Source organism: Streptomyces auratus, assembly GCF_050433025.1.
Classification (GTDB): Bacteria; Actinomycetota; Actinomycetes; order Streptomycetales; family Streptomycetaceae; genus Streptomyces; species Streptomyces sioyaensis.
This window is the reverse complement of record NZ_JBNGCB010000001.1, coordinates 498,137-513,408: the sequence shown is the minus strand read 5'-3', so window position 1 is coordinate 513,408 and position 15,272 is coordinate 498,137. Positions and strand designations below refer to the sequence as shown.

The following is a 15,272-nucleotide window of genomic DNA, read 5'->3' as shown; positions in this document are numbered from 1 at the left end:
ACGGAGAACGCGCCATGAAGAAGGAGAACGGCGTCCTCGCCGACGACCGGGACATCGCCGTCATCGGCCTGTCCCTGCGGTTGCCCGGCTCGCGCACGCCCGAGGAGTTCTGGAGCCACCTGGCCGAGGGCCGCTCGCTCATCCGCGAAGTCCCGGAGCGCCGATGGCGAAAGGAGGACCACCTCGGTCACCCGCGCCGCGAATTCAACAAGACCAACAGCGTCTGGGGCGGTTTCGTCGACGACGCCGACTGCTTCGACGCCGAGTTCTTCCAGATCTCCCCGCGCGAGGCGCAGTCCATGGACCCGCAGCAGCGGATGGCCCTGGAGATGAGCTGGCACGCCCTGGAGGACGCCGGTTACCGGGCCGACCGTGTGGCGGGCTCCCGTACCGGTGTCTTCATGGGCGTCTGCCACTGGGACTACGCCGAGCTGATGGAGCAGGAAGTCGAGGAGATCGACGCCTACTACCCGACCGGCGCCGCGTACGCGATCATCGCCAACCGGGTCTCCCACCACTTCGACTTCCGCGGGCCGAGCGTCGTCAACGACACGGCCTGCGCGGGCTCGCTCGTGGCCGTGCAGCAGGCGGTGCAGGCCCTGCAGGCCGGCGACTGCGACCTCGCGCTCGCCGGCGGCGTCAATCTGACCTGGTCGCCGCGGCACTTCATCGCCTTCGCCAAGGCGGGCATGCTCTCGCCGGACGGCCTGTGCCGGGCGTTCGACGCGAATGCCAACGGCTATGTGCGCGGCGAGGGCGGCGGCATCGTGCTGCTGAAGCGGGCCGCGGACGCCCGCCGCGACGGCGACGCCGTGCACGCCGTGATCAAGGGCATCGGCAGCAACCACGGCGGGCGCACCAGTTCGCTGACCGTTACCAACCCGGCCGCGCAGGCCGAACTGATCGCGGGTGTCTACCGCAAGGCCGGCATCGCACCCGAGACCGTCACCTACGTGGAGACCCACGGCCCCGGCACACCGGTCGGGGACCCCATCGAGATCCGCGGCCTCAAGCAGGCCTTCGCCGACCTGGGCGCGGACCGGCCCGGGGAGGCTCCGGACCACCGGTGCGGCATCGGCTCCGTGAAGACCAACATCGGCCACCTGGAAGGGGCCGCCGGCATCGCGGGCATGCTCAAGGTCATCCTCGCCATGCGCCACCGCAAGCTGCCCGCGACGGTCAACTTCCGCAAGCTCAACCCCCTCATCGACCTGGACGGCAGCCCGCTGTACGTCCTCGACCGCCTCACCGACTGGAACGCCGAAGGGTCCGCACCGCTGCGCGCGGGCGTCAGCTCCTTCGGATTCGGCGGGACCAACGCCCACGTCCTGCTGGAATCCGCGGAGCCGGTGGCCGGCACCGAGGACGCCGGCGAACAGTGGCTGCCGGTGTCCGCCATGGACGAGGACCGGCTTCGCGAGACGTGCGCCCGGCTCGCCCGCTGGGTCCGGACCCGGATGGCGCAGAACGATGCTCCGTCCCTGACCGATGCCGCCCGCACGCTGCGCGAAGGCCGGGTGTCCATGCGCGAGCGCGTGGTGTTCCGTGCGAGCGGCATCGAGGAGTGGGCGGCACAGCTGGAGAGCGTCGCCGCGGGGGACGGCCCGCCCGCGGACTGCCCGCGCGGCCGGGCCGGGACCGAAGCCCCCGACGGCCTGGACGCCGACGACCTGACGGCCCTGGCCGAGCGCTGGCTGGGGCAGGGCCGGTGGGACAAGTTCGCGGCCGCCTGGGCCCAGGGCCTGGCCGTGGACTGGACAGCGTGGCCCGAGCGCGGCCGCCGCGTGCATGTGCCCGGTTACGCGTTCGCCCGCACGCCGCACTGGTTCCGGACGGACCGGAACGAGACGACGGGAAGGCCGGAGCGCGGCGCGACGCACGCCGCTCCCGCCCCGCTCGGCGAAGGCACGCCGGAAGGCGACGGCTGGACCTTCCCCCTGCACTTCGACGCCACACAGGGATTCGTCCGCGACCACCTCGTCAACGGTGCACGGATCGTCCCGGGCGTGATGGCCCTGGAACTCGTCACCGTGGCAGCCGAACGGGCCGCCGCCGCAGGCGCCCGGGCCGGGCTGACGCCCCGCATCCGCAACGCGGTGTGGATCCGCCCGCTGCTCGTCGGCGACACCGTGCTCTCCCCGCAGCTCCGCCTGACCCCCGCTGCCGACGGCTACGACTACGCGCTCACCGACGAGCACGGCACGCCGTACACCAGCGGCCGGGTCGAGTACGGCGAGGCCGCCGCGGCCGAGAAGACGGACCTGGGCGCGCTGCGCGAGCGCTTCCCCCAGCCTGTCGATGCCGCCGAGGGTTACGCCGCGCTGCGGTCCAGCGGCATCGAGCACGGCCCCGCCCTGCGCGGCCTCCACGCCCTGCACCGCGGTCCGGACGGCGTGCTGGCGGAGCTGCGGCTCCCCGCGGGTGCCCCGGACGGCATGGCGCTGCAGCCCGCCATCCTCGACAGCGCCCTCCTCGCGGCCCTGGCCCTCGGCTCGGCCGACGGCGGCTGGCGCAGGCCCGCCGCCCCCGTGGTGCCGTTCGCGCTGGACCGGCTCACCGTGCACGCGGCGACGACCGCGACGATGTGGGCGTGGCTGCGGCCGGCCGGCAGCGGCACGGCAGGCGGCATGGCCAGAGCCGACATCGATCTGTACGACGGCAACGGCCGGCTGTGCGTGCGCCTGGCCGGCTACACGTCGAGGGAACTGCCCGCCGCAGAACCGGCAGCAGTCCAAGCCCCGGAAGGGGAGCTCCTGGAGGTCACCGGTGTGTGGGAGGAGGCCCCTGCCCCGGCCCCCGCGGCCGGTCGGGCCGCCCCGGCCGGCCCGGTGACGGTGCTCAACGCCGCACTGGACGGCGACCTCGCTGCGGCGAGCGCAGCGCGGCTGGGCATGGACATCCGGCAGCTGGCCGTTCCCGCGGAAGCCACCGATGCCGTCGCCATGAAGGCGGCGTTCGAGGCCTGCTACCCGCAGGTCCGGCAACTGCTCGGCCAGGGACGGCACGTGCTCGTCGTCGCCCCGGGCGCCCCGGACTCGCCGGTCTACGCCCCGCTGGCGGCGCTGCTGAAGACCGCACAGCAGGAGAATCCTTCGTTCAGGGGGAGGCTGGTGCTCCTCGACGGCTGCAACCCCCGCGACGCCGATCGCTTCGAGCGGGTCGTCAGCGCGGAGGCGGGCGCCGGAGACGACACCGAAGTCGCCTACGACGCCCAGGACCGCCGACTGCGGCACGGCTTCGTGGAACTTCCCCGGGGCGAGGCGGGGGAGAGCCTGCTGCGCGACGGTGGCGTCTACTGGATCACCGGGGGCGCCGGCGGACTCGGCCTGCTGCTCGCCGAGCGGCTCTGCGAGCGCCGCCGCGCCACGGTCGTCGTCAGCGGCCGCTCGGCGGACAGCCGGGCCGTCGAGGCACTGCGGGCCCGGCTGTCCCACGGCGAGGTGGCGTACCGCCGCACGGACGTCACGGACGCGGACGCCGTACGGGACGCGGTCGCGGACATCCGCGCGCTGTACGGACGGCTCGACGGCGTGTTCCACGCGGCCGGCGTCCTCGACGACGGCTACCTCGCGAGCAAGCCCCTCGCGGGCACCGCCGCCGTACTCGCGCCCAAGGTGGACGGCGCCGCGTACATCGACGACGCGACGCGCGCCCACGGCCTGGACTTCCTCCTGCTGTTCGGCTCCGTGGCGGGCGCCTTCGGCAACGCCGCGCAGGCCGACTACGCCGCCGCCAACGCCTTCCTCGACGCGTTTGCCGCACGACGGCAGGCCGCCGGCAGCGTGACCCGCTCCGTCGACTGGCCGCTGTGGGCCGACGGCGGTATGCGCGTGGACGACGCCAGCCTCGCCTACCTGCGCAAGCGCACCGGGACCGTGCCACTGCCGAGCGAGACCGGCCTGGAGGCACTGGAGCGCGCACTGCACTCCGCCGCGCCGGTCCGCCGCGTGGTGCTCTTCGGGGAGCGGTCCAAGCTGCGCGGATACGCGGGCCTGGACCGCGTCGCGAAGCCGGAGCCGCGCACGTCCGAGGTGCAGCGGAACACGGCCGCGCCGGCCGTCCTGGAGGAGAGCGAACTCGTCGCCCGTACACAGGACCTGCTGCGGAACCTGTTCGCCGAGGTGACCCTGCAGGACGCGGAGCACATCCTGGCCGAGGAGAAGCTGGAGACCTACGGAATCGAGTCGATCTCCATCGTCGAGCTGACCAGCAAGCTGGAGGACACCTTCGGGTCGCTGCCCAAGACGCTCTTCTTTGAGCACGTCGATCTGCGGGGCGTGGCCGGCTACTTCGTCGCCGAGCACCGTGACCGGCTCCTCGAACTCTTCGCCCCCGAAGCACCCGCGCCCGAGGAGCCCGCCCCGGAGGGTCCTGCCGTCGAGGAGCCGCCCGCGGCCGCGCCCACCCCGGTCGTCCGGCCGTCCGTGCAGGCCGCCGCCGGGCGCGCCCGCCCGGCCTGGGCCGATCCGGAGCGCCACGACATCGCGGTCATCGGTATGGCAGGCCGGTACCCGGGCGCCGACACCCTGGAGGAGTTCTGGGAGCTGCTCAGCGAGGGCCGGCACAGTTTCGAGCCCGTCCCGGAATCGCGGTGGCGGCACAGCGACATCTACTTCGACGAGCGTGACGTCGACGGCAAGACCGTCGTCAAGACCGGCACCTTCCTGCGGGACGTCGAGGCGTTCGATCCGCGCTACTTCAACATCTCCCAGCGCGACGCCGAGCTGCTGTCCCCGGAGGTCCGGCTGTTCCTGCAGGCGGGCGTGGTGGCCCTGGAGGACGCGGGCTACTCACGTGAGACGCTGCGGCGCCGTTACGACGGCGACGTCGGCGTGCTCGTCGGCTCGATGAACAACAGCTACTCGCTCTACGGCTTCCAGAACATGCTGATGCGCGGCACCGCGACCAGTGGCAGCGAGCTCGGCGTGATGGCGAACATGCTGTCCTACCACTACGGCTTCACCGGGCCGTCGGTGTTCCTCGACACCATGTGCTCCTCGGCGTCGGCGTGTGTGCACCAGGCGGTGCGGATGCTGCGCAGCGGCGAGTGCCGCATGACCGTCGTCGGCGGCATCAATCTGATGCTGCACCCGTTCGACCTCATCGCGACCTCGCAGGCGCACTTCACCACCAAGTCGGCCGAAGTCGTGCGCAGTTACGGCCTCGGCGCCGACGGCACGATCCTGGGCGAAGGCGTGGGCACGCTCGTGCTCAAGCCGCTGACCGAAGCCGTCGCCGACGGCGACCACATCTACGGCGTGATCAAGGGCAGCGGCATGACCAACGCCGGGGTCCGCAACGGCTTCACGGTGCCGAGCCCGCAGCAGCAGGCCCGCGCCATCGAGAAGGCGCTCGACGACGCGGCCGTGGACGCGCGCACGATCAGCTACCTGGAGGGTCACGGCTCGGCGACCTCCCTCGGCGACCCCATCGAGATCAAGGGCGCCGCCCTCGCGTTCGGCCGGGACACCCAGGACCTGGGGTTCTGCGCGCTGGGCTCGGTCAAGTCCAACGTGGCGCACCTGCTGTCGGGATCCGGCATGGCCGGCCTGACCAAGGTGCTGCTGCAGCTCAAGCACCGCACGCTGGCGCCCTCGCTGCACGCCGGGACGCTCAGCTCGGCGATCGACTTCGAGAAGACCCCGTTCGTGGTGCAGCGCCACCGCGACACGTGGCGGCGCCCCGTGGTCGGCGGCGAGGAGGCGCCGCGCCGGGCAGGCGTCACGTCCATCGGCGCGGGCGGCATCAACGTGCACATCGTCGTCGAGGAGTACGACGGCCGGGTCGTCGCCGCACCGGACAGCGGCCGCCCGCGGCTGCTGGTGTTCTCCGCCATGACGCCCCAGGCACTGCAGACGGTGCTGCGCGCCCTGCACGAGCACGTACGGGAGACCGCACCGGGCCTGGACGCCCTGGCGTACACCCTGCAGACCGGCAAGAACGAACTGCCGTGCCGGCTGGCCTTCGTCGCGGACGACATCGCGGACGCGGAGGTCCGCCTGGCCCGGCTGTCCGCGGTGGACTGGACGGCGGAGTCACCCGACGTCCCCGCAGGCGTGCACTTCACGGCGAGCACGCTGCGGCGCCGGCGCACCGCCGACGCGGCGACCGTCGAACAGGCCCTGCGCGCCGGGAACCAGGCGGAGCTGGCCCAGCACTGGGCGGACGGCGCGAGCGTCGACTGGGACCTGCTGTGGCCGGCGGGAAGCCGCCCGGCCAAGCCGTCGCTGCCCGCCTACCCCTTCGACAAGGTGCGCTGCTGGTACCCCGAGGACGACGACGCGCCCAGCGTGCTGCGGCCGCTCGCCTTCGCCCGGCGCGCGCACCCCTGGGTCGGCGTCAACACCTCGGACCTGGGCGGTGTGCGCTACACCCTCCGGCTGCGCGGCGACGAACTCCTCGACTACGTCTACACCGTGGGACGCAAGCGCCGTTACGCCACCGTGGCGCTGCTGGACGCGGCACTGGCGTTCGCGCGGCTCGCCGGGCTGGAAGGGCCGCTGCGGTTGCGCAACGCGCAGTGGGCCGCACTCCCCTCACCCGCGGACACCCCCGAGACGTTCACCTGGCGGCTCGGCACGTCCGGCGACGGCACGCATCGCGTCGAGCTGTGGCACGCCGATGAGGCCACTCTCCGGTTCGCCGCCGACGTCGTCCCGTCCGCGCCCGCCGAAGACGCATCGATGCCGCAGATGCGCAGCGCGCCCGCGACCCTCGACCGGGACGGCTTCTACGCCGCGCTCGGCACCGCGGGCCTCGACGCCCGGCCGTACGCGCGCAGCGTCGAAGGGGTCACCGAACTCGACGCCCACCGGCTGCTCGTACGGGTCGCCGAACCGGCCATGTGCCAGGACCCGCACAAGCAGCACGTGCAGCTCCCGGCCTGGGCGCTCGCCGGGCTGGTCCAGGGTGTTCAGCACGCCTGGGGCCGGGCCGACGCCGCCGTGGTGCGGGTCGGATCCGTGCAGGGCGAGCAGTGGGAGCGCACCCGGGCGATCGTGCTGGCGCGGACGTCCGACGCCGTCTTCCATGCGGCTTTCCTCGACGAGGACGGCCGCGTGCTGGGCCGGGTCGAGGACGCCGAGTTCACCGCGGGCGACCTTGGGCCGGCACTCCCCGGCGAGGCCGGAGCAGCACTCGTGGCACTGCCGCAGGCGTCGCGTCCGGTGCTGCGGACGCCGGTCGGTACGGGGGAGCGGCAGCAGTCGGAGGCCGTGCGGCCGGAGTCCGAGCCGTCCGTGACCGTTCCGGCGGTCGCGGACGGGCCGGCGGCGCTCGTCGCGTCGCTGCGCGAGACCGTCGCCGACCTGCTCAAGTTCGACCTGGCCGACATCGACCTCGACACGCACTTCCACGCGTACGGCTTCGAGTCCATCGCGCTGGCCAAACTGGCCTCGGAACTCAACGGCATCTTCGGCACGGACCTCACCCCCGCCGTCTTCTTCGAGTGCGCCGACATCCGCAGCCTCGCCGAGTACCTGCTCGACCGCTACGGCCCCGAGCTGAGCCTCCCCACGAGCGGCGACGCACCCACGAGTGGCGACGCACCCACGATCGCCGACGCACCCACGATCGCCCACGCACCCGCGCCGGTCGCCGCCACCCGGCCGTCCCCGGTGCCGATGCCGGCACCCGGGCCGGACGACGACGCGGTGGCCATCGTCGGCGCCGCCGGACGGTTCCCCGGCGCGGACGACCTGGACACCTTCTGGCAGCAACTGCGCGCGGGCGAGGACCTGATCGCCGACTACCCCGGCGACCGCTTCGACGGCGGCCCCTACGCGGAGGTCGTCGCGCGGGCGGACTTCCCGAAGTTCGCCGGCCGGATCGAGGGCGTGGACCGCTTCGACGCGGACTTCTTCCACCTGTCGCGGCTCGAGGCGGAGCTGATGGACCCGCAGCACCGGCTGGCCCTGGAGACCGTGTGGGCCGCGCTGGAGAACGGCGGCTACGCCCCGGCACGCCTCCCCGGGAACACCGGGGTCTACTTCGGCGTCTCCGGCAGCGACTACCACCACCTGCTCAACGCCAGTGGCGTGGCACCCGACGGCTTCACCGCCACCGGCAACGCCCACTCGATGCTGGCCAACCGGATCTCCTACGTCCTGGACGTGCACGGGCCGAGCGAACCCGTCGACACGGCCTGCTCCAGCTCGCTCGTCGCGCTGCACCGCGCCGTCGAGGACATCCGGTCGGGCCGATGCGAGATGGCCCTCGCGGGCGGTGTCAACCTGCTGCTGAGCGTGGACACCTTCGCCGCGACGCACATGGCGGGCATGCTCAGCCCCGACGGCCGCTGCAAGACCTTCTCCGCCGGCGCGGACGGCTACGTCCGCTCCGAGGGCGTCGCCGCGGTGCTGCTCAAGCCGCTCGTCCAGGCGCGGCGGGACGGCGACGCCATCTGGGGCGTCGTGCGAGGCAGCGCCGAGAACCACGGCGGCCGCGCCGGATCGCTGACCGCCCCCAACGGCAAGGCGCAGGCCGCCCTGATCCAGGACGCCATGCGCGGCACCGACCCGGACAGCATCGGCTACGTCGAGGCGCACGGCACGGGCACCGGCCTGGGCGACCCGGTCGAGGTCAACGCCCTCGACAGCGCCTACCGCGCCCTGCGCACCGCCGAGGGCAGGCCGCCGCACGCGGCCCGGCCGTGCGCGCTCGGCTCGGTGAAGACCAACATCGGCCACGCGGAGTCGGCCGCAGGCCTGGCCGGAGTGCTGAAGGTGCTGCTCGCCATGCGTCACCGCGAGCTGCCGCCGACCTTGCACTGCGACCGGCTCAACCCGCACCTGCCGCTCGACGGCGGATTCGAGGTCGTACGCGAACTGCGCCGCTGGGAACCGCGCACCGACGCCACCGGGCGGCCGTGGCCCCTGCGGGCCGGAGTGAGCAGCTTCGGCTTCGGCGGCGCCAATGCCCATGTCGTCCTCGAAGCACCGCCCGTACCTCCCGCACCGGCGGAGCCGGCCCGCCCGACCGCCCCCCAGGCCATCGTGCTGTCCGCCCGCGACGGCGACCGGCTGCGTGCCACGGCCGGACGACTGCGGGACTTCCTCGACCGGGCGCGCCGCGACGGACACGCCCCGGACCTGGCAGACCTGGCGTTCACCCTCCAGGTGGGCCGGGAGGCCATGGAACGGCGCCTGGGCTTCGTCGTCGGAAGCATGGACGACGTGCTCGGCATGCTGGACCGGTTCCTCGCGGGCGACGAGCCCTCCGGCTGGCACACCGGCGGCATCGGGCGGTCGCGGGGCGCCGGAGTGCGGCGCACGCCGGAGCAGGCCCCCGAGGTGACCCGGGCCCTCCACGACGGACGGCTCGACCGGGTGACGGCCCTGTGGTGCGACGGAGCCCCGGTCGACTGGCAGGCGTTGCATCCCGCAGGCGAGCGCAGCACCGTGCGGCTGCCCGCGTACCCCTTCGCCCGCGACCGCTACTGGGTGCCCGCCGGCGACCCAGCCCCCGTCCTGCCGCCCGCGGCACCCGTCCCGCCCCCCGCGGCCGAGCCCGCGTTCGAGACCGATGCCCGTGCGGCGCTGCTCGACGCGGTCCTCGACGGCCGTGCCGGCCCGGACGCCCTGAGCAGGATCTGACGCTTCCCCCTGCCTCCTCCCTGGACCGGGCGGCCCGGCCGCCCCGTGACCTGGAACGGAATGAACGTGAGCAGAAACATCCTTCGTGTGCCGCAATGGCGTGACGAACCGGCGCGAGAGCGCACCGCGCCCCCCGGAACCCGGCGGCTGGTCGTGCTGTGCGACACCCCCGACGCGGACGTGACCGACCTGCGCCGGCACCTGCCCGGCGTGTCCGTCGCGCGCGTGGAAAGCGGTGACGACGGGCCCGCTGCCGCCTACGAGCACGCGGCGACCCTGCTGCTCGGCGAGCTCCAGCGGCTGCTGAACCAGCCGGCCGGCGGCCCCCGTTCCGTGCAGGTCGTGTGCCGCGAGGGGACTCCGTACGGCTACGCCGGTCTGATCGGCATGCTGCGCACCGCCGCGCAGGAGGACCCGGCGCTGCACTGCCGGCTGATCGAATTCACGCAGCGGCCGTCGGGCGAGGAACTCGCCGGTGTGCTGCGGGCGGAGTCCGGGCAGGCGGCGGACCACGTGCGCTACACCGGCGGCCGCCGCCAGGTCCGCGCCTGGGCAGCGGCCCCGCGTGCGGCGGCACCCCCGCCGGTGTGGAAGGCCGACGGCGTCTACCTGATCAGCGGGGGAGCGGGCGGCGTCGGCCGGCTGGTCGCCGCCGACATCGCTCGGCACGCCCCCGGCGCCCGGGTCGTCCTGTGCGGACGCTCGCCGGCGGGCCGCGGGCCCGGTCAGCCGGGCCCGGGGACCGAGTACCGGCGGGTGGACGTCGCCGACGCCGCCGCCGTGGCCCAGCTCGTCAACTCCCTTGTGCGCACGTACGGCAGGCTCGACGGGGTCGTGCACGCGGCGGGCCTGCTCCGCGACGACTACGTGATCCGCAAGTCCCACCAGGACGCCCAGCAGGTCCTGGCGCCGAAAGCCGCCGGGCTGGTGAACCTCGACGAGGCCACCCGCCGCCTGCCGTTGGACTTCCTCGCGGCGTTCTCCTCCGGCGCGGGAACGCTGGGCAACCCCGGGCAGGCCGACTACGCCGCCGCGAACGGATTCCTCGACGCCTACCTGACCCACCGCGCCGGTCTGGCCGCCGCGGGCGAGCGCCACGGCGCGAGCGTCTCGATCGGCTGGCCGCTGTGGCAGGACGGCGGGATGAGCGTCCCGGCCGAGGACGTGCCCGCGCTCACCGCCCGCTTCGGGCGCCCCCTGGAAACGGACACGGCACTGCGGGCCCTGCACGGCGCACTGGCGCTCGGCACACCACACCTACTGGTCATGGACGAGGAGAGCGGAGTGGACGAGGAAGGTCCGCAGGAGGCGGAGACGCAGGAGGCGCAGACGCAGCAGACGCAGCAGACGCAGATGCAGCAGATGCAGCAGACGGGGCCGGCGGAACTGCGGGCACGCGTGCTGCCCCTGCTGAAGGAGCTGATCGCCGAGACGGTGCGGCTCGACCCCGCCCGGCTGGACGCCGCCGCTCCGCTCGACGGCTTCGGCATCGACTCGCTGGCCGTGACCCGGCTCAACCGCCGGTTCGCGCAGTGGTTCGGCGCCCTGCCCAAGACGGTGCTCTACCAGTACCCGACGCTGAACGACCTGGCCGGTCACCTGGCGGAGCAGCACGCGGACGGCTGCCGCCGCTGGCTCGGCGACGTCCCGGACGTGGCCGCCGCCCCGGCCGGGACTCCTGCGACGGCGGCCGCGCCGCGGACGGCGCGGCCCCGTCCGGCCGGCGCGGACGAGCCGATCGCCATCATCGGCCTGAGCGGGCGCTACCCGGACGCCCCGACCCTGGAGGCGTTCTGGGAGAACCTGCGCGCGGGACGCGAGAGCGTCCGCGAGGTGCCCGCCGAGCGCTGGCCGCTGGACGCCTTCTACGAACCGGACCCGCAGCGAGCCGTGCAGCAGGGTGCCAGTTACAGCAAGTGGGGCGCGTTCCTCGACGACTTCGCCCGCTTCGACGCCGCGTTCTTCGGGATCGCGCCGCGCGACGCCGCCGACATGGACCCGCAGGAGAGGCTGTTCGTGGAGAGCGCGTGGTCGGTGCTGGAGGACGCCGGCTATACGCGGCAGCGCCTCGCCGAGCAGCACGCCTCGTCGGTCGGCGTCTTCGCCGGGATCACCAAGACTGGCTTCGACCGCCACCGCCCGCCGGCGACCGACGGATTGCCGCCCGCGCCGCGCACGTCCTTCGGCTCGCTGGCCAACCGGGTGTCGTACCTGCTGGACCTGCACGGCCCGAGCATGCCGATCGACACCATGTGCTCGTCGTCGCTGACCGCGATCCACGAGGCCTGCGAGCACCTGCGCCACGGCGCGTGCGAGCTGGCCATCGCCGGCGGTGTCAACCTCTACCTGCACCCCTCCTCGTACGTCGAGTTGTGCCGCTCCCGGATGCTCGCCACCGACGGGCACTGCCGCAGCTTCGGCGCGGGCGGCGACGGGTTCCTGCCCGGCGAGGGCGTCGGCGCGGTGCTGTTGAAGCCGCTGTCCGCGGCCGAGGCCGACGGCGACCCCATCCACGCGGTGATCGTCGGCTCCGCGATCAACCACGGTGGGCGCACCAACGGTTACACCGTGCCCAACCCGCGCGCACAGGCCGCGCTGATCCGCGACGCGCTGGACCGCGCCGGCGTGTCCGCGGCCGGCATCGGCTACGTCGAGGCGCACGGCACCGGCACCCGGCTCGGCGACCCCGTCGAGATCGACGGTCTGACCCAGGCCTTCGCTCCTGACGCCGGCGGGAGCGGTGCGTGCGCCCTCGGCTCTGTCAAGTCGAACATCGGCCACCTGGAGGCCGCCGCGGGTATCGCGGGCCTGACCAAGGCCGTACTGCAGCTGCGGCACGGCGAGTTCGCGCCCACCCTGCATGCCGAGCAGACCAACCCCGACATCGACTTCGCGGCCACCCCGTTCACCTTGCAGACCGGCGGGGCCCCCTGGCCGCGGCCCGCGGACGGCGGCCCGCGGAGGGCCGGCATCTCCTCGTTCGGCGCGGGCGGCGCCAACGCCCATGTCATCGTCGCCGAGTACCGGAGCACGACGACCGAACCCGCCACGCCCGCCCCGTCCGCCCGGCCGGTGCTGCTGCCGCTGTCCGCCCGGACCACCGAGGACCTGCACGCACGGGCCGGTCAACTGTCCGACCTGCTCCGCAGCGGCGCCCCCGTGGACCTGCCCGCCGTCGCGGCCACCCTCCAGACCGGCCGCGAGGAGATGGACGAGCGGGTGTGCTTCGTCGCGAGCACACCCGGGGAATGGCTCGACCAGCTCGGCGCCTTCCTCGCCGACTCCGACTCCGGCTCAGACGCCACGGCCGAGGGCCCGTGGTCCCGCGGCCGCGTCAGGGCCACCCGCGAGACCCTGGCAGCCCTGGCGGAGAAGGACGAACTCCGCGCACTCGTCACCCGCTGGATCAACCGCGGCGACTGGCACGACCTGGCCGCCTTCTGGGCCAAGGGCATGCCGCTCGACTGGACCCGCCTGCACGACGGTGCGGAGACGCCCGCACGCGTCCACCTGCCCGCCTACCCCTTCGCCGGACGGCAGTTCTGGTTCGGCCCGGTCGGCACCGAGCACCCGGCAACGACGCCGGTGGCCGCCCCGTCCCGCTCGACGGCAGCCGGTGCCGCCGACGTCGAGCGCATCCTGCTCGACGCACTGGCAGCGGCCCTGCAGATGCCGGTCGCCGAGATCGAGCGCCGCCGCCCCTTCGCCGACTACGGCCTGGACTCCATCCTCGGCGTGAACCTGGTCCACACGCTCAACACGGCCCTCGGCACCGCGCTGGAGACCACCGATCTGTTCGACCACGGCACCGTCGAGCGCCTGCACGCGTTCCTCGTCGGTACCTACGGTGACGCGCTGCACGCACCGGCCTCCCCGGCAGCCGCCGCCCCGGCGCCGGACGACGACGCCATCGCCGTCGTCGGGATGGCCGCCCGCTACGCCGACGCCGAGGACCCGCGCGCGCTGTGGGACCACCTGATGGCCGGCCACGACCTCGTCGAACCGGTGACCCGCTGGCCGCTCGGCCAGGAGGTGAGCTGCCGCTCCGGCAGCTTCGTCCGCGGCATCGACCAGTTCGACCCGGTGTTCTTCGCGATCTCCGGCGTCGAGGCCACCACCATGGACCCCCAGCAGCGCATCTTCCTCGAACAGTGCTGGAACGCCCTGGAGGACGCCGGCTACACCGGCGAACGCCTGACCAACCGCAACTGCGGCGTCTACGCCGGCTGCTACGCCGGCGACTACCACGACCAGCTGGACGCCCGGCCGCCGGCGCAGGCCCTGTGGGGCACCATGGGCTCGGTCGTCGCCTCCCGGATCGCCTACCACCTCGACCTCAAGGGCCCTGCCCTCACCACCGACACCTCCTGCTCCAGCTCACTCGTCTCTCTGCACCTGGCCTGCCGCGACCTGCTCTCCGGCGACGCCGACATGGCGATCGCGGGCGGGGTGTTCCTCCAGACCACGCCGCGGCTGTACGAGTCGGCCTCGCGCGCGGGCATGCTCTCGCCCAGCGGCCGCTGCCACAGCTTCGACGCCCGCGCCGACGGCTTCGTCCCGGGCGAGGGCGCGGGCGCGGTCGTCCTCAAACGGCTCGCCGACGCCCGGCGCGACGGCGACCACATCTACGGCGTCGTCCGCGGCTCCGGCATCAACCAGGACGGCACCACCAACGGCATCACCGCCCCGAGCGCGGCCTCGCAGGAACAGCTCCTGCGCGACGTCCACGCCCGCAGCGGCATCGAGCCGGGCGGCATCCAGCTCGTCGAGGCGCACGGCACGGGTACCCAGCTCGGCGACCCGATCGAATTCCGCGCGCTCACCCGCGCGTTCGAGGACGCCCCGGCCGGGAGCGCCGTCCTGGGATCGATCAAGACCAACATCGGGCACACCCAGTTCGCCGCCGGTATCGCGGGCGTCATCAAGGCGCTGCTGGCCCTGGAGCACCGGCAGATCCCGCCGTCGCTCCACTTCCTGGAGGCCAACCGGGCCGTCGTGCTCGACGGCAGCCCGTTCACCGTCACCACCGCCCCGCAGCCCTGGACGGCTCCTGCCCGCGGCCCGCGCCGGGCGGCCGTGAGTTCCTTCGGGGCCAGCGGCACCAACGCACACGTCGTGCTGGAGGAGCACCCGGCCCCCCGGACGACCGGCGCGGGCGGGGAACACGCCTTTCTGCTGTCGGCCCGCACACCGGCCGCCCTCCGTGCCGTCGCCGAACGGCTGCTCGCCCACCTCGACCGCGAACCCGGTCTGCCCGCCGACGCCGTCGCCTTCAGCCTGGCCGCGGGGCGCAGCCACTTCGCGCACCGGCTGGCCGTCGTCGCCGCCGGCCTGCCCGACCTGGCGGCACGCCTGCGCTCCTGGCTGTCCGGCACCGCCGGTGACACCGTGCTGCAGGGGGAGACCGCCGCGGACCCCCGCCCCGTCGGCGGTGTGCGCGCGCTGGCCCCGGCCGCGCTGGCCGCGGCGTACGTACGGGGCGAGGTCGACCGGTTCGCCGACAGCTTCGCGTCCTCCTCGCGCCGCCAAGTGCCGTTGCCGACCTACCCGTTCGAGCGGCAGCGCTACTGGAGCGACACGACCGACACCGGGGAGAGCCAGGGGCGCAGGGACACGGACGAGGCCGCGTACCGCCTCCGGCTCGGCGGTGAGGAGTTCTTCCTGGCCGACCACCACGTG

The 15,272-nt window shown here is 73.9% G+C and carries 2 protein-coding genes (1 of these 2 cut by a window edge); both read left to right on the top strand.

Going from position 1 to position 15,272, the window contains the following annotated elements:
* Positions 1-14 precede the first annotated feature (14 nt).
* The gene (locus tag BKA18_RS02195) at positions 15-9,593 is read left to right on the top strand and encodes an SDR family NAD(P)-dependent oxidoreductase (protein WP_366047790.1); all 9,579 of its coding nucleotides are present in this window, start codon (positions 15-17) and stop codon (positions 9,591-9,593) included.
* 87 nt (positions 9,594-9,680) lie between these two features.
* On the top strand, positions 9,681-15,272 hold the 5' portion of the coding sequence (locus BKA18_RS02190) for an SDR family NAD(P)-dependent oxidoreductase (protein ID WP_366047791.1). The gene runs 18,456 nt beyond the window's last position; only the first 5,592 of its 24,048 coding nucleotides appear in the window; it begins with the start codon at positions 9,681-9,683; its stop codon lies beyond the right edge, outside the window.